This is a genomic window from Rhizobium cerradonense (assembly GCF_030182455.1).
Taxonomy (GTDB): Bacteria; Pseudomonadota; Alphaproteobacteria; order Rhizobiales; family Rhizobiaceae; genus Rhizobium.
Map to the genome: position 1 here is coordinate 79,042 of NZ_JAQJCK010000014.1, position 15,612 is coordinate 94,653.

13 protein-coding genes are annotated in these 15,612 nt (G+C 59.2%); 8 read left to right on the top strand and 5 right to left on the bottom strand.

Annotation, left to right across the window (positions count from 1 at the left end; translation table 11 throughout):
* The first annotated feature begins 14 nt into the window (after positions 1-14).
* A complete protein-coding gene (locus PH547_RS25345; RefSeq protein WP_285169707.1) occupies positions 15-1,055 on the top strand; it encodes a LacI family DNA-binding transcriptional regulator in 1,041 nt (346 codons plus the stop codon).
* Positions 1,056-1,118: 63 nt separating this feature from the next.
* Here the strand turns inward: PH547_RS25345 and PH547_RS25350 are convergent, their stop codons facing one another.
* Together PH547_RS25350 and PH547_RS25355 are read right to left on the bottom strand one after the other, a co-directional pair.
* Positions 1,119-3,080, bottom strand: a complete 1,962-nt coding sequence (locus PH547_RS25350; protein ID WP_285169708.1) for an elongation factor G — start codon at positions 3,078-3,080, stop codon at positions 1,119-1,121.
* 231 nt (positions 3,081-3,311) lie between these two features.
* Positions 3,312-4,871 (bottom strand): B12-binding domain-containing radical SAM protein, encoded by a 1,560-nt coding sequence (locus tag PH547_RS25355; protein WP_285169709.1) that lies wholly within the window; start codon positions 4,869-4,871, stop codon positions 3,312-3,314.
* A 290-nt stretch (positions 4,872-5,161) separates the two neighbouring features.
* On the opposite strand from PH547_RS25355, the gene PH547_RS25360 reads away from it, so the two are divergent.
* Positions 5,162-5,758 carry a hypothetical protein gene (locus PH547_RS25360; RefSeq protein WP_245464138.1) on the top strand — a complete coding sequence of 199 codons (597 nt, stop codon included), beginning with the start codon at positions 5,162-5,164 and terminating at the stop codon, positions 5,756-5,758.
* Between the two features lie 42 nt (positions 5,759-5,800).
* On the opposite strand, the gene PH547_RS25365 is transcribed toward PH547_RS25360, so the two are convergent.
* The 3 genes from PH547_RS25365 to repA form a co-directional block, all read right to left on the bottom strand.
* Positions 5,801-6,151 (bottom strand): hypothetical protein, encoded by a 351-nt coding sequence (locus tag PH547_RS25365; protein WP_104825970.1) that lies wholly within the window; start codon positions 6,149-6,151, stop codon positions 5,801-5,803.
* Positions 6,152-6,234: 83 nt separating this feature from the next.
* The gene (gene repB / locus PH547_RS25370) at positions 6,235-7,260 is read right to left on the bottom strand and encodes a plasmid partitioning protein RepB (RefSeq protein WP_283053024.1); all 1,026 of its coding nucleotides are present in this window, start codon (positions 7,258-7,260) and stop codon (positions 6,235-6,237) included.
* Complete coding sequence (gene repA, locus PH547_RS25375; protein ID WP_283053023.1) at positions 7,257-8,432, bottom strand: plasmid partitioning protein RepA; 1,176 nt, start codon at positions 8,430-8,432, stop codon at positions 7,257-7,259. Before repA ends, repB begins: the two co-directional genes overlap by 4 nt.
* 399 nt (positions 8,433-8,831) lie before the next feature.
* Between repA and PH547_RS25380 the strand changes: the two genes are divergently transcribed.
* From PH547_RS25380 to PH547_RS25405, 6 genes are all read left to right on the top strand, one after another.
* The gene (locus PH547_RS25380) at positions 8,832-9,884 is read left to right on the top strand and encodes an alpha/beta fold hydrolase (protein ID WP_285169710.1); all 1,053 of its coding nucleotides are present in this window, start codon (positions 8,832-8,834) and stop codon (positions 9,882-9,884) included.
* Between the two features lie 124 nt (positions 9,885-10,008).
* Positions 10,009-10,749 carry a response regulator gene (locus tag PH547_RS25385; protein ID WP_104827811.1) on the top strand — a complete coding sequence of 247 codons (741 nt, stop codon included), beginning with the start codon at positions 10,009-10,011 and terminating at the stop codon, positions 10,747-10,749.
* The gene (locus PH547_RS25390) at positions 10,746-12,068 is read left to right on the top strand and encodes an ATP-binding protein (RefSeq protein ID WP_283053020.1); all 1,323 of its coding nucleotides are present in this window, start codon (positions 10,746-10,748) and stop codon (positions 12,066-12,068) included. The genes PH547_RS25385 and PH547_RS25390 overlap by 4 nt, the downstream gene beginning before the upstream one ends.
* A 182-nt stretch (positions 12,069-12,250) precedes the next feature.
* Positions 12,251-14,017 carry a cytochrome c biogenesis protein DipZ gene (locus PH547_RS25395; RefSeq protein ID WP_285169711.1) on the top strand — a complete coding sequence of 589 codons (1,767 nt, stop codon included), beginning with the start codon at positions 12,251-12,253 and terminating at the stop codon, positions 14,015-14,017.
* A gap of 17 nt (positions 14,018-14,034) precedes the next feature.
* Positions 14,035-14,766: a peptide-methionine (S)-S-oxide reductase MsrA gene (msrA, locus tag PH547_RS25400; protein WP_483315582.1), complete on the top strand. Its 732-nt coding sequence runs from the start codon at positions 14,035-14,037 to the stop codon at positions 14,764-14,766.
* Positions 14,767-15,047: 281 nt separating this feature from the next.
* Positions 15,048-15,464 (top strand): organic hydroperoxide resistance protein, encoded by a 417-nt coding sequence (locus PH547_RS25405; RefSeq protein ID WP_285169712.1) that lies wholly within the window; start codon positions 15,048-15,050, stop codon positions 15,462-15,464.
* Positions 15,465-15,612: the final 148 nt, after the last annotated feature.

A 15,612-nucleotide genomic window follows, 5' to 3' on the forward strand; every position in this document is an offset into this window, starting at 1 on the left:
TTGCGGGAGCTGTCATGAATAGACCAACCATCGCCGATCTGGCGCGAGCATCGGATGTGAGCCTTTCGACAGTGAACAGGCTTCTCCACGGGACGGGCTCGGTCAGGCAAGACACAGTTGACCGCATTTTGAAGGCCGCAGACGAAATCGGCTTCTACGGCCTAGGCGCGCTACGCGAACGAAAGCGGGACAACCTGCCCCATCGAACGCTTGCCTTTCTGATGCAGCAGTCTCACAGACCGCTGTATCAAATGTGGGCCGAGGCGCTGACGAATTCGGCCTTGCGTCACCGCGATGTGGTCATTGAGCCCAATGTCGTATTCGAGGACGATCTTTCGCCCGAGGCGGTTTCTGCCAATCTCCTGAAAATGGGAGAAACCGCGGACGCCGTCGCGATGATTACGGCCGATCATCCGCTGGTCAGCCAGGCGATAGACGAATTGCGGAGCAAGGGGGTGCCGGCGGTCGCATTCGTGACCGACATCTCCGCAGCGAGCCGTGCGGGGTTCGTCGGCACGGACAACTGGAAAATCGGCCGCACCGCGGCGTGGTTTATAAACCAGGCGGCACATGAGCCCGGGAAAGTATTCCCCTTGATCGGAAGCAATCGCTACCAGTGCCAGGACATAGCGGATGCAAGCTTTCGGTCCTATATGCGCGAGCACGCACCGCAGCTCCATGTCAGCGAACCGCTGCTGACTTATGAAGAGCCCAACAATGCCTATGAAATCGTGCGGAACCTCTTGGCAGTTGAAAACGAGCTTTGCGGCCTGTTCGTCAATGGCGGGGGGATTTCCGGCGTATTGCGCGCCGTGCGTGAATTATCGCCGGACAGGCAGCATAAGGTGAAGATCGTATCCCGCGATGTCGGACCGGAGACGAGGAAGGGGTTGAGCGAGAGGCTCATCACGGCGTCGCTCTGCCATCCCTCGGAAAAGATGGCAGAGGAACTGATCGACGTCATGTTGCGGCGCGTCGAATCGAGAGACACGCCCTCGATCGAGCAGCGGATTGTTCCCTTCGATATCCTGACGCCGGAAAGCATGTGGACTTGATCCAACTCTACGCAGCAAGGGCGTCACGCCTCGCTGCGTACATGCTTATCCGTCGCGAACGCTTCAGTGCTCGACCCGCTGTGTCTCGTGCGCCTTGATGACCGCGTCCGCCTCCTTGCCGTAAAGCTCCTCGAAGTGATCGAAGGCCTTGGAGAAATAACCGATGCCTTGCGTCGCCGAGCGCAGCGCCCGCGCCAGATCGTCAAGGGCGCTGCCCGGAACGAGCGCGCGGAAAATATCCCATCCCTTGGCGGCTTCATCCCGGTCGAAGCCAAGTACCTGACCTTTGAGAGCGGAGACGATCTGGACGAGATTGCCCGAATAGACCGATGGAATATGGATTTCGCTGCGGAAGATCGGCTGCATCAGGACAGTCGATCCTTCGGAAAGCGCCTGCCGCACTCCCATTTTCGACGCCGTCCGGAAAGCGTGTTCCGAACTGTCGACGGCATGATGCTGGCCATCCGATAGGGTCACGCCGACATCGATGACCTGAAAACCGAGCGGCCCTTTCTCCATCGCTTCGCGTGCGCCCGCTTCGACAGCGGGGATGTAGTTGCGCGGAACAACGCCGCCCTTGACCGTTTCGTTGAAGGTGAAACCCTGGCCGCGGGCGTTGGGGTGGATGTTCAGCTTCACATCGGCGAATTGCCCCGCACCGCCCGTCTGTTTGCGATGGCGGTAGTGAACATCCGAAGATTTCGCGATCGTCTCGCGGTAGATCGGGCTGGGCGTCCGGTCGGTCACGTCGATATGAAAGACATCGGCCAGGGTTCGGCAGAGATCGCGCAGATGCACCGGTCCCTGGGCGCGAACGAGCTGGGCGCCGGTGCCCTCTTCCTGCAAGACGATCAGACCGCGATCCGTCTCGGAAAGTTTTGCCAGCGTTTCGGAGAGCTTGTTTTCATCGCGTTCACTGCCCGGAACCAGGATCCTTTCAAGCATCGGCGTCGGTGGCTCCGTCCACTCGGGCGGGGCGACCGTCGCGTCCGATGTCAACAGCGAAGGAACGGGCAGGTGATCGGATTTGACCGCCGCGAAGACATCTCCCGGCGCAGGTACGACAGCCGAATTGGACTTTCCGTTTGCGGGACCCTGCACGGCGCCGAGGCTGGAGCCGCCCAGCGATGCGCCCTGCCGCAGCCCCTCGCCCAGCGCACGCACCAACACCGTCTTGCCGATATTCTGACGATGATAGGCATGGAAGCTCACTGCTGACAGCCTTCCTTCCTCGACGGAGGCGGCACGAGCAAGACGCTGGCGAAGAGCCGTGACCTGCGGCGCCTCATGACGCAACGCCTTCATCAGCCTCATCATGCCGTTTCCGTGACTTGCGGCACCGATCAGCACCGGGATAACCCTGTTTTCCTTCAAGACCCGCGATGAAATGGCATAAAGCGCGTCGCTCGCCGGTTCCCGGTCCTCGATCAGTTCCTCGAGGAGCCAGTCGTCGAATTCGGACAGATGCTCCAGGAGCTCGGTGCGCGCTTCCTGCTCGCGTTCGGCGGCACTTTCGGGGATTGCGATCAGCGCCGAAGTCTGGCCTTCCCGGTACTGCCATGCCCGCTCCGAAATCAGATCGCAGCTCCCGACGATCCTGTCCCCTTCGCGGATCGGGACCTGGCGAAGCAGGAGGGCGTGATTGGCGTAATCCTGAAGCGCTGCAATCACATCCCTCAGCCGCCCCCTCGGTTCATCCATCCGGTTGACAAAGAGGATGCAAGGCGTCCCCGAGGACTCGATCACGCGCAGATAGGGCGCGGCGAGCACAGCCTCCTCGGGAGCCGGTGAAATGCACAGGATGCAGGCGTCGCTGGCAAGAAGGGCATGCTGCACATGCGCCAGCGCTTCGTTGGGTCCCGGCGCATCCAGCGCACACCAGGTTTCGTTCGCAAAGGTAAATTCCGTCAGGTTCAGCCCGTAAGGGGAGCTGGATTTTCTCGGCGGCCCTTCCAGGGAGCTGAGCTTTTCAACGACCGTCGATTTTCCGGTCTGCGAGGGTCCAAGTACGGTAAAACAGCGCATCGGTATTCCTCCAACTGCCATAAAGTACAATTTTCGGCCATCACAGGATGCCCCGAACCGCGGCGAGGCGCCAGAGGCACATTTTTCTTATTAAGATGTAGGTGAGATTAGCTTGGGTTCGCTGCAATCGTCTCGAGGTCGATTTGGTCGGACCGGTAAGCAAGAGCCTCCGTTGCGCCTCGCCTGCGGCGACCGTGTCGGCCGCCCGCCCACCCCTCATCGGGTTGCCAATCAGAATGAATTGACGATGTCGCCGCCGGACCGCATTTGCTGGACCATTTTATGCGCGTGATAATGCATGGCACATTTGATGGCATAGATCTGCAGGATCACGGGAGAACGACGGCGCAAAAGGAGTTTCCAGAGGCGTTGGCGATAAATATTGCGCAGCTCCGCATCCTGGACCCGGCGCATCAATCTCGTGAAAATGCCCGCAGCTTCAAAGGCCCATGTGAGATTTAAGGCGATGAGGCGGATGGGATGGCGACGCAGATGGCGCAGGCGCGAGCGTTCCGGCTGAATACGGGCATCGAGATAAAGCGCATCAAGCCTGTCGAAATAGGCAGCGGGCTGGTGAAGATCGCTCAACACGGAGAGATAGCCGTCGCGCAGGGTTTCCCGGCTGAGGTTGAGGGGAATGACATTGGTGCCAAAGGCTGGAGGATCATTGTGATCCAGCCGTCCCTCCTTCTCTAGGCGCGTATAAAGCGGCGTCTTGGGTATGGCGGCCAGCATGCCGATCATGGCATTGACGATCCGCGCATCCTTGATGAAGACGCGTTGGGCTTCGAAGATCGTCGTGTCGTCGCTGTCGAAACCCAAGATCATGCCGCACCACACTTCCATGCCGGTCTGCTGGATGATGTGGATTTTCTCCAGCATCGTGCCGCCCTTTCTGAGATTCTGGAGTTTCTTGGTTTCGCGCAGCGCTGCTTCGTTCGGCGTCTCGACGCCGATGAAGACGACACGGATATTGGCATCGACCATGAGCTGCATCAGCTCGTCATCGTCAGCAAGATCGATTGAGGCTTCGGTGAGGAACGTCATCGGATAGTGGTTGCGTTCCTGCCAAGCAACGACGTCGCGCAGAACCTCCTTGATCGCCTTCTTGTTACCAATGAGATTGTCGTCGACGATGAATGCCGTATCCATTCCGGCGGACAACAATGCCTCCATCTCGGCTATGATCTGTGCGCTGGCCTTGATCCGCGGCTTGCGCCCGAACACGACGATAATATCGCAGAAGTCACAGGTGAACGGACAGCCTCGCGAGAACTGGATGCTGCCGACCGCATATTCATCCATTTTCAGCAGATCGAAACGCGGGATCGGCACCTTGCTCATGTCGGTCTTGTCGGATTGCGCGTAACGCCCGGCATGACGACCCTCCGCCCATTCGAGCAAGAACTGCGGCCAGGTCTCCTCGGCCTCGCCGATGAAAGTGACGTCGACAAGTCCCTCGAAATAGTCCTCCTTGACCGTGACCCACGGTCCTCCGACCACGGTGAAACAATTGCGTTCTCGAAGCTCGGTCAGGATTTCCTTCATCCGAAACCGCTGGACGATCATGCCCGTGAGCGCGACGATATCCGCTTGCGCGCACAGATCGTAATCGATCGGCTCGACATTCTCGTCCACAAGCGTGACGGTGTGTTCGGCAGGCGTGAGCGCCGCCAGCAGAGGCAAGCAGGCGACTGGAAGGTTCGCCTTTACGTCAAACAATGGAAGCGCGTGTTCCATGCCCCAATAAGAGGTTTCGAAACGCGGATTGATGATGATGATATGAGCCATTGAATCCACCGCTCCATGACTTGGAGGATCTAGTACGGTATTCTGCTAAGGCTATTTTCGGTTGGATTGGGCTTGATGCTTGTTCCGCTATCCCAACCCGAACGGGAGCCATATCTCTGGCGGCAGCACAGAATGCAGTATTAGCAGCCGTAAATGAGCTCAAAATTAAATTTCGATGAGCTAACGAAAGGCGGTAGCTTATCGAGCGTCGGCAATTTCAATTCATCAGAACAGACCGTTGGTACACCGAGAACCGCTTGATCCGCTTTCCTGACACGGAGGACTATCCAATGGCAGAACCCGTGAACATCGCGCGGCGCTTCCTGGAACTTGCAAGCCGGGCAGGCGTTGACGAAGATTCGACATTGAGGTGGTCTGCCGTGTCTTTCCTCGCGCGGCTCGCCCTGACCTTATCCATTGGCCTCTTCCCAAGCTTGGCCGCGGCGGACGACAGCGGTTTCCTTCAATCTCTGCAGGGAAAATGGAGTGGCAAGGGAACCATCATCAGGCGGCTGGGAACCTCGCCAATCGACGTCACATGTACATTTGCAGTGACGGCGAGCGCGCCGTCGCTTTCCATGCGCGGCAATTGTCGGGCTTTACTCGTGGTAAGCCGTGCGATCTCGGCGGATCTTCGAGTGAACGGCCAGCGCTACAACGGCGTTTACGTCGGCCCCTCGGGGGGACGCTCCGGCCTGTCTGGAGTGCGTCAGGGCAATACCATCGATCTCGTCGTTCATTGGGCAAAAGAGGTCAACGGCGACCGGTCCGCGAACATGCTAATACAAAAAATCGGCGGCAATAGCCTCAATCTGCGAACGATAGACCGTGATCCGAAAACCGGAAAATCGGCGATAACCAGCGATATCGCGCTTCGACGGATCTAGAACAGTGAGCGGATCGGGGTCGTTTCGCCAACGAAAAGCGGTCTAACCAAGCATCTTCTGACTGCTGATGCCAAGAATGTCGTTTGCAAGAGCGATTGCGATCCCAGCCGCCACGATGAGCACCCCGATTAGAAAAAGACGGCGGGCGCGGTCGTATTTGACGACCAGCAGCGAATCCCTTGCGAGCAAATCGGCGAAGACTTTCACCTGCACGGCAATGCCGACGACCATGACCGCCATCGGCAGAATATCGACGCGGCTCCAGTCGTTCGGACCGGAAACCCAGCGATTGATGAAACTCAACGAGAAACCGACAATAATCCCAACGGCGGTCAAGGATCCGTTGCGAAAGGTCGAATCGATTTTTTCCTGATCGTCCGTTTCCGGCGCCATGTCGCTTTGTGATCCCGTCAATGACGACCAGGTCGTCGAGATAGTTGGTTCAGCCAAGCACCCCTGCTGCTTTCTGTCCAGACCTACCGAGCCTCCCGCTTACTCTGGCTCTCTGCCTTATGGGATTTGCCGAGATATTCTTCGTGCAACCCCTCGATCCGGCTCAGCAGATATTGCACGAAATCGTCGGGCACGGCTTTCGTGAAGGTAAGCTTGGTTCCCGACTTGGCGTAGTTGACCACGGCAAGCGTCAACCCCTTGGAAACGACGTCTTGAACGAGATCCGCAGGGGCTGGGGCAACCCTTTTTGTAGGAGAGACCGCATTCAACACGGCGGCAAATTTGTTATCGCTGGAAAGAGGCTGAATGTCCGGTTCCGCGAGAACACGCTCCGCAACCCCTGCGGCATCGGCATTTGCACTCCAACGCTCCGCCAATTGCGCCCAGCGCCGCCGGCCAGTTTCCGGAGCGGAGCCAATACCCGCTAGCACGGTTTTTGGGAAGCTTCTTGCGACCTGCAGCATCTCGGAGACGTGCGACTTTCCGGTCGCCAGCGAGGCACAGATCACTTCGCGCTTAAACCCTGCCTCTTCCTGGCTGAGGGCGAAAACGCACTTCTCGATAAAGGACAGGTCATCACGGTTGGCATTTTCTTCGCCCTGGATGACGATCGCCTGTTCGTCCGAAAGATCACGGACGATCGCTCTGAACTTAATGCCGAGAAGCTTTGCCGCCGCAAGACGGCGCCGGCCGAAGACGATCTGAAATTTGCCGCCCTCCCCGTCGACTGGCCGAACCAGACCGGGGGTGGTCTGTCCGTGCTCACGCATCGACTGTACAAGGTCCTGGAGCCGGTCGGCTTCGTAAGCACCGTCGAACCGATCCCGTATCTGCGACGGCAAAACCACGTCCACGTCAAGTTCGATAATATGATCCGCATTCCGTAGCAGCTTATCGGCAAGTTCGCCGCGCTCCTGAAGCTGGCGAACGCCGGCTGCGACCTTGAGGAGATGCGGCGATGGCGATGTCGCCAGCGGCGGCGTAGACGCCTCCTGGCCGAGCCCGACCAAGAGGTTGGCGAACATGCCTTTGGAATCTTTTCTGCTCATTCGCGCCCCCATGCTCTCCAAAAAAGCTCTTCGATTTCGGCATTCGCGGCATTGATTGATTCAATTGCGCGGTCATAGGTCTTCGGAGCGGAGAATCTGGCGCGCTGCACTTCGTAAAGGCTCTGCTTCCAAGTCAGGGCATCGGCGACAGCGGTTGACTTGATCACCGAATTCAAAAGAAGATCGTCGCCAAACACCTGCCGCATCAGCGCCGTCATATTCGCCTGCGGATGATCGTTCGGCTCGAATTTGGTGATCAGGAACTTGGCGAAATCCCATTGCGCCGAGGTGCCCACCTGCTCAAGGATCTGCATGTAGGATCCGGCAAGCTCGAGGAATTTTGCCGTCGAGTCGACATCGAGCATATGGGCGGGAACAGGGATCAGAACGCCCGTCGCCGCCGTGAGGGACGACAGGGTGAGAAAGTTCAGCGACGGCGCCGAATCCATCAGGATGATGTCGTAGCGATCCGCGATCTGCTCCAATGCCTGCGAAACGCGTAGCAGGAAGCTCGTGCCGGCGGATTTACGCATTTCCAGAGCGACGGCCGTTTCGAATTCCGTCAATTCGAGACCGGCGCAAATAACATCGAAGCCGGCAATATGCGTCTGATGGATCACCTGCTCGGTGGGCACGGGATCTTCGAAACGAATGGCCGAATAGAGCGTATCGCCATCGCGGTAATCGAAATCGGGCAGGCTTCCGTGAAGGCTGGTCAACGACGCCTGCGGATCGAGATCCACCGCAAGCACGCGATAACCTTTCAAGGCCAGATAATGGCCGAGATGGATCGTGGTCGATGTTTTGCTGGAACCGCCCTTGAAATTCGTGACCGCCAGGATCTGGCATTGTTCGGCGCCTATCCGGCGCGGGTTCATCCGCTTCTTCCGGCCATTTTGCGCAAGATGCATCCTGAGCTCGAGGATCTGCTCCATCGTGTAGAGACGCCGACCATTTGCGACTTCCGGCGACGGCCCCTGCTCTTTCAGCGAAATCTGCCTAATGTAGGCCTCGGTAACGTTGAGCAGCTCAGCGACCTCGGAGGAGCTGAATTTGCGCATCGTGCGGCGGGCATTCGGAGGAAATTGCGCGAGGCTAAGATTGCCCAGCGCAACGTCGAGTTTCGCAGAGAATGTCTGCATGAAGGCGAGGCTGCTCAGATGTCGTGTCACGGCACTCTCCCATTTTGGCCGGCTTACTAAGCGCCTCGATGGTAAATGTTTAATGAAAGATCTCGTAGTTACGCAGAATGCCGATATTACTCACATTTTGCGTAGATAAAGAGGTAGCGCGATTCTATCGGCGGGAGCAACCGCGCGGGTTCCCCGCGGGGAACTTTTACCCTGATATGTCAAAATAAGGGAGTTCCCCACGGGGAACATTGCGGTGCGGCAGGCGAGCTTGGTAGCGTAGTGCTGTTAAACGGCGCGCGCGCACCATCCTTTGTAACCAATTGTATCCGGAGCGGTAAAAGTTACATCCCCATTCAAACCCGAGGGGATCGCGACACATCGCGGATACATGGAAGCGGTTTCTTCATGACGACCCAAGGCCCTACTGGAGAGAGATCAATGTCCGAAGACATCAACCATCACCGCCGCCGCTTTTTTGGTACCGCGGCCATAACCATCGCCGCCGCTCAGCTTGGCATGTTCGGAATCGCACAAGCACAGTCCGCTGAGACCAAGCCCACGGCCCTGCCCGCGGTTAAGCCGGGGACGAATACATCCTTCGGCCCTCTCAAGCAGATTGATGCTGGCCTGCTGAATATCGGATATGCCGAAGCCGGCCCCGCCGATGGTCCGCCGGTCATTCTTCTGCATGGCTGGCCTTATGACATCCACAGCTTTGTCGACGTTGCTCCCTTGCTGGCGCAGCAAGGCTATCGTGTGATCATTCCCTATCTGCGCGGCTACGGCACGACGCGCTTTCTTTCAAAGGATACGGTCCGCAATGGCCAGCAAGCGGTCGTCGCTGTCGATATCCTTGCCTTGATGGATGCCCTGAAAATCCAGAAGGCGATCCTTGGCGGCTTCGATTGGGGTGCGCGAACGGTCAACATTCTCGCGGCGCTGTGGCCGGAGCGCTGCAAGGCCATGGTTTCCGTCAGCGGTTATCTGATCGGCAACCAGGAAGCCGGCAAGACTCCGCTGCCGCCGAAGGCCGAGCTTCAATGGTGGTACCAGTACTATTTTGCCACGGAGCGCGGGCAGGCGGGTTACGCAAAATATCGGAGCGACTTTGCCAGGCTTATCTGGCAGATCGCTTCGCCAAAGTGGAACTTCGACGACGCGACCTTCGAACGCAGCGCCGCATCCTTCGACAATTCGGATCACGTTGCCATCGTCATTCACAATTATCGCTGGCGACTGGGCCTCGCGGAAGGCGAGGCGCAATATGACGATCTGGAAAAGCGGCTGGCAAAGGCTCCGATGATCAGTGCGCCCACCATCACAATGGAAGGCGATGCGAACGGTGCGCCGCATCCCGAACCCGCCGCGTATCGCAATAAGTTTACGGGCAAGTATGAGCATCGGACCATCGATGGCGGCATCGGCCACAACCTGCCGCAGGAGGCCCCGCAAGCTTTCGCCCAGGCGGTCATCGACGTCGACAGATTCTGATCTTCCGAGCAGGGGGCCGGCACTGGTATAGAATACCGCTGCCGGCAATATTCTGTTCAGGGGCATCGAGCTACCGTTCAAAAATTGCTGCTGCGCCGTTGCGGACAGAAGAGGGCACCCAATGATGGATCACATCGACCACATCCTGATCGTTGATGACGATCGCGAAATCCGTGAGCTGGTGTCGAGCTATCTAAAAAAGAACGGGCTACGCGTCACCGTCGCCGCGGACGGCCGGCATATGCGGGCGTTTCTGGAAACAAGCTCCGTCGATCTCATCGTCCTCGATGTGATGATGCCGGGCGATGACGGCCTGGTTCTCTGTCGCGAGTTGCGCGCCGGCAAGCACAAGTCGACACCGATCCTGATGCTGACCGCACGCAACGATGAAACGGACCGTATCATCGGCCTGGAGATGGGCGCGGACGACTATCTGGTAAAGCCGTTTGCTGCACGCGAGCTCCTGGCCCGCATCAAGGCAATCCTGCGCCGCACCCGCATGCTTCCGCCCAATCTTCAGGTGACGGAAGTCGGTCAGCTCCTGTCCTTTGGCGATTGGCAGCTCGACACGACCGGCCGGCATCTGCTCGATCGCGAAGGAACGGCGATCGCGCTCAGCGGCGCGGAATATCGTCTGCTCCGTGTCTTCATCGACCATCCGCAACGCGTCCTTAACCGGGATCAGCTCCTGAACCTGACGCAGGGGCGGGACGCCGAATTGTTCGACCGGTCCATCGACCTGCTGGTGAGCCGGCTTCGCCAGCGCCTGGGCGATGATGCGCGCGAGCCTGCCTATATCAAAACCGTCCGCAGCGAAGGCTATGTTTTCGCAATGCCGGTCGAAATATCCGAGCTGCGCCGATGAGCGCCGTCGCGCGGTTTCGAGGATTCCGGCCCTGGCCTCGTACCTTGGGATCAAGGCTGTTTCTGATCCTTCTCGCCGGGCTGCTGCTGGCGCAGGGGCTTACCTTCAGCGTCCAGTTCCTCGAACGCTACATATCGGCCAAGACGGTGATGCTCAACACACTAGAGAACGATGTGGGGACCTCGATCGCCGTTCTCGACCGTCTGCCGGCCGCCGAGCGGGCCGATTGGCTGGACCGCCTCGATCGCGGAACCTACCGTTTTGTCCTCGGGCCAGGTCTTCCCGGCGTGCCCGATATGACGGAGCAGGGCAGGCAGATCGCCGGAAAAATACAGGATGCCGTCGGCAAGCGTTTCCCCATCCGCTTCGAATCGATACCGGGTGACGGCAAACGCCTCCAGGCCCATCTGACCCTAAGCGACGGCAATCCGCTGACGATCGACGTCAATCCCGCACCCATCATGCCGCTGGCCCAGTGGCTGCCTTTCGTTCTTCTCGTGCAACTCGGTCTTCTCATTTTCTGCACCTGGCTCGTCGTCCGGCAAGCGATCCGGCCGCTAGTGAACCTCGCCCATGCCGCCGACGCTCTTGATCCGAACAAGAAGACGCCGCGCCTGGCGGAAGCGGGGCCAACCGAGGTCGCCCATGCCGCCCGCGCCTTCAATGCGATGCGGGATCGCATCGCCCACTATCTTGAGGAGAGGGTGCAGATTCTCGCCGCGATCTCCCACGATCTTCAAACGCCCATCACGCGCATGAAGCTCCGCGCCGAAATCGCGGAAGATTCCGCAGAGAAGGAAAAGCTGGTTCAAGATCTCGCCGAAATCGAACGACTTGTCCACGAAGGGGTGGCCTATGCCCGCAGCGCCCATGGAAATACCGAGAAACCCTCCCGCATAGACATCGGCTCCTTCGTCGAGAGCCTTGCCTATGACTACCAGGACACCGGCAAAGCCGTGATGGTCGCCGACAAGATCGATGGCGCAATCGTCACGCGGCCTCATGCTCTGAGACGAATCCTGACAAACCTCATCGACAACGCGCTCAAGTTCGCGGGCACCGCGGAGATTTCCGTACAGAAGGACAGTACCGGGGCAGTCCTCATCAAAGTGCTCGACCGCGGTCCCGGCATTCCCGAGGATCAGCTCGACGCCGTAATGCAGCCCTTCTTCCGGCTCGAACAATCCCGCAGTCGCGGAACCGGCGGAACGGGCTTGGGATTAGCGATTGCCGGCCAACTCGCCCTTGCGATTGGCGGTTCGCTCACCTTGCGCAACCGCGTGGGCGGCGGGCTGTCGGCGGAAATCTCGGTCCGCTAAGAAGCGGAGGGCCGCGATCGGTTTGTATCCGAACGTAGCGGCTCCCCCTCATCAAACACTTCGTTACATTTTCGCCCGATCGGGACACATGCGGGATACGTCCGCTCCCCCTTATGCGGCCAGTGGCTGCTCGTCGGCCATTGCGCCTCGGCGCCCGATCAATCCCTTCAAAGGAAACGAAGATGACGCTACTTGTCATTGCCTATCTCGGGGGCATGCTGACAATCCTCAGCCCGTGTATTCTTCCCGTTCTTCCCTTTGTCTTTGCCCGTGCCGGGCAGCCCTTCGTTAAAAGCAGCCTGCCAATGCTCGCCGGCATGGCAATGACTTTTGCGGCAGTTGCGACCCTTGCAGCCGTCGGCGGTGGCTGGGCCGTCCATGCCAACGAGTATGGCCGCTACGCCGCCGTCACCTTGCTCGCCGTCTTCGGCGTGGCGCTTGTCTCGCCGCAAGCAGCCAGCATCCTGACCCGGCCGATCGTCGCCTTGGGAAACAGGCTGATGAATTCGCCCGGCCAACGCTCCGGCTCGACAGTTGGGAGTTCTCTGGTTCTCGGCATCGCAACCGGGTTGCTGTGGGCGCCCTGTGCCGGCCCTATCCTTGGCTTGATCCTGACAGGCGCCGCCCTTCAGGGGGCGAATGCCCGCACGACATTGCTGCTGCTGGCCTATGCGGCGGGTGCGGCAACATCACTCGCTGCTGCGCTTCTGATCAGCGGCCGGGTCTTCACCGCCTTGAAAAGCTCGGTTGGTTCCGGCGAAAGAATTCGCCAGGCGCTCGGCGCGGCGGTCCTCGCCGGAGTCGCGGCGATTGCGCTTGGCTTCGACACGGGATTTCTGGCCCGCCTGTCCTATGCCAGCACCTCGACATTCGAGCAGGCCGTTCTCGATAATTTCAACGCGGACCACCAGGAGCCGGCAGCGACGATGGTGGCCAGCAACACACCGATGATGGCCGCCGCAAAGCCTCGCCTCAAGAGCAAGCTTCCCGTCGAAGGCCGGCTTCCCTCGCTGGACGGCGCCGTCGAGTGGCTGAACTCGCCGCCGCTTACCGCTGAGCAATTGCGCGGCAAGGTCGTGCTGGTGGATTTCTGGACCTATTCCTGCATCAACTGCATCCGCACCATCCCCTACATCAAAGCCTGGGCGGAAAAATACCGGGATCAGGGGCTGGTCGTGATCGGCGTACATGCGCCAGAATTCGCCTTCGAGAAGAAGATCGAGAACGTCAAGGGAGCCCTCAAGGACTTCCAGATCGACTATCCCGTCGCCATCGATAACAATTACCGGATCTGGCAGGCGTTCCAGAACAGCTATTGGCCGGCTCTCTATTTCGTCGATGCCAGGGGGCAGATCAGGCACCATGTTTTCGGGGAGGGGGAATACGACACCTCCGAAAAGATCATTCAGGAACTGCTGGCCGATGCCGGCAGCCAGGTCTCCGAAAACAATATGGTCAGGCCGAACGCGCCCGGCGCCGAGGCAGCGCCCGATCTCGGCAATATCAAATCCGGCGAGACCTATATCGGCTATAAGGAGGCTTCGAACTTCGTATCGCCGGAAGGCCTGAGCGGGAATGCCGCCCAGGACTACACGACAGGCGAACCCGGTCTCAACGAATGGGGCCTCTCCGGCAACTGGACGATCGGTCCCGAACAGGGGACGCTTAACAAGGCCGGCGGCAGCGTCACCTATCGATTCAGCGCTCGTGACCTGCACCTCGTTCTGGGCCCCGGCGCTGACGGCAAGCCCGTGCGGTTTCAGGTGACGATCGATGGCAAGGCGCCTGGTGCAAGCCACGGCGCCGACACCGACGCCGAAGGCAACGGTACCGTTACTGAAACACGCCTCTATCAGCTCGTGCGCCAGCCCGGCGATGTCGGGGAACGGACTTTCACGGTCCGCTTCCTCGATCCCGGCGTAGAAGCCTACGTATTCACCTTTGGATGAGGAACGGAATGATGCAGATGAAAACGCGTTCGAAGTCTATCACCCGTTTCGGGATCGTCCGTCCCTTTCTGATTACCGGAGGTCTGCTCGGCTTTCTCGGTGCTGCGCTTCTCGGCAATTCATCGGCCGCCGAAGAACCGCGGCTGGTTCCACCCGCGATTCATGACGTGGCGGACACAACCAGCCAGCAAACCGCCGTGTTCGCCGGCGGATGTTTCTGGGGCATGCAAGGTGTGTTCCAGCATGTCGACGGCGTCATCAGCGCAACGTCCGGTTATGCCGGCGGCAGTGCGGAGACCGCGAACTACGAGCAGACGGAAACCGGAACCACGGGCCATGCCGAAGCCGTGCAAATCGTCTTCGATCCCAAGAAGATCAGCTATGGCAAGCTGCTGCAAATCTACTTCTCGGTCGCGCACGATCCCACACAGATCGACCGGCAAGGACCTGACAGCGGCACGCAGTATCGCTCCGCTATCTTTCCGGCCGACGCGGAGCAGGGGAAAGTCGCCTCGGATTATATCGCTCAGTTGGAAACGGCCCATGTCTTCAAGGCGAAGATTGCAACGGCCGTCGAGCCCGGCAACCCCTTCTACAAGGCCGAGGTCTACCATCAGAACTACATGGCCAACAATCCTGGCCAGCTCTATATCGTGATCAACGAGCAGCCGAAGGTCGACAATCTGAAGAACCTCTTTCCCCAAACCTATCGGGAGAAACCCGTTCTGGTCTCGGATAGCCAGGGCTGACAGTGCGTCGAAGCGCCTACTCTGCCTTATAAGCTTCTGACTGTCTGCCGAAACAAAACTCCTCTGGCGCCAAGCCGGAGGAGTTTTTCATTTCAAGAAGTGCCGGCCGGCTTGCTTTGTACGGCAATGTACACAGCCGCTGCTATCCCACACTCCGTTACACTTCGGCTCAATCAGGACACATGCCGGATACGTCACCAGCGCTTTATGCGGGCAATGGCTGGTCAGCAGTCATTGCGTCCCAAGAGGACGCTATCAACCGCTTCAAAGGAACCGACATCATGACCCAGACCGATAAGGTACTCTACACCGGCAAGACCCACACCACCGGCGGCCGCGACGGCGCGTCGCGCAGCTCCGATGGCCGTCTCGACGTCAAGCTTTCCTCTCCTGGCACCTCCGGCAGCGGCACCAATCCGGAGCAGCTCTTCGCTGCCGGCTGGTCAGCCTGCTTCGAAGGTGCGATTGGGCTTGCTGCCCGCAAGATGAAGATCGCCGTCCCGGCCGACGCAGCCATCGACGCCGAGGTAGATCTGTGCCTCGTCGACGGCGCCTATTTCCTGCAGGCCCGTCTCAACGTCAGCCTGCCGGGCGTGGAGCGCGACGTCGCACAGGCCCTCGTGGACGCTGCGCACCAGACCTGCCCCTATTCCAAAGCCACCCGCGGCAACATCGATGTCGTAATCAACGTGGTCTAAGCGAATCCGCCTTACAGACGCTGCGCCTCCTTCATTGGGATCATTATCGCACGCCGGCACGAGAGCCGGCGTGCGGTTGAATAAGTCGTCCTGGCGGACATCAAAGCTCTCCGCAGCTAGAGCCTCGCATCCCGACTTGAACGCAAGC

What these genes read in the sequence shown, in the direction of transcription:
- PH547_RS25360 (WP_245464138.1), top strand. Translation starts at nt 5,162, where the DNA reads ATGGCAGAACCCGTGAACATCGCGCGGCGCTTCCTGGAACTTGCAAGC.
- PH547_RS25350 (WP_285169708.1), bottom strand. Translation starts at nt 3,080, where the DNA reads ATGCGCTGTTTTACCGTACTTGGACCCTCGCAGACCGGAAAATCGACG.
- repB (WP_283053024.1), bottom strand. Translation starts at nt 7,260, where the DNA reads ATGAGCAGAAAAGATTCCAAAGGCATGTTCGCCAACCTCTTGGTCGGG.
- PH547_RS25345 (WP_285169707.1), top strand. Translation starts at nt 15, where the DNA reads ATGAATAGACCAACCATCGCCGATCTGGCGCGAGCATCGGATGTGAGC.
- PH547_RS25390 (WP_283053020.1), top strand. Translation starts at nt 10,746, where the DNA reads ATGAGCGCCGTCGCGCGGTTTCGAGGATTCCGGCCCTGGCCTCGTACC.
- PH547_RS25380 (WP_285169710.1), top strand. Translation starts at nt 8,832, where the DNA reads ATGTCCGAAGACATCAACCATCACCGCCGCCGCTTTTTTGGTACCGCG.
- msrA (WP_483315582.1), top strand. Translation starts at nt 14,035, where the DNA reads ATGAAAACGCGTTCGAAGTCTATCACCCGTTTCGGGATCGTCCGTCCC.
- PH547_RS25385 (WP_104827811.1), top strand. Translation starts at nt 10,009, where the DNA reads ATGGATCACATCGACCACATCCTGATCGTTGATGACGATCGCGAAATC.
- PH547_RS25355 (WP_285169709.1), bottom strand. Translation starts at nt 4,871, where the DNA reads ATGGCTCATATCATCATCATCAATCCGCGTTTCGAAACCTCTTATTGG.
- PH547_RS25395 (WP_285169711.1), top strand. Translation starts at nt 12,251, where the DNA reads ATGACGCTACTTGTCATTGCCTATCTCGGGGGCATGCTGACAATCCTC.
- PH547_RS25365 (WP_104825970.1), bottom strand. Translation starts at nt 6,151, where the DNA reads ATGGCGCCGGAAACGGACGATCAGGAAAAAATCGATTCGACCTTTCGC.
- PH547_RS25405 (WP_285169712.1), top strand. Translation starts at nt 15,048, where the DNA reads ATGACCCAGACCGATAAGGTACTCTACACCGGCAAGACCCACACCACC.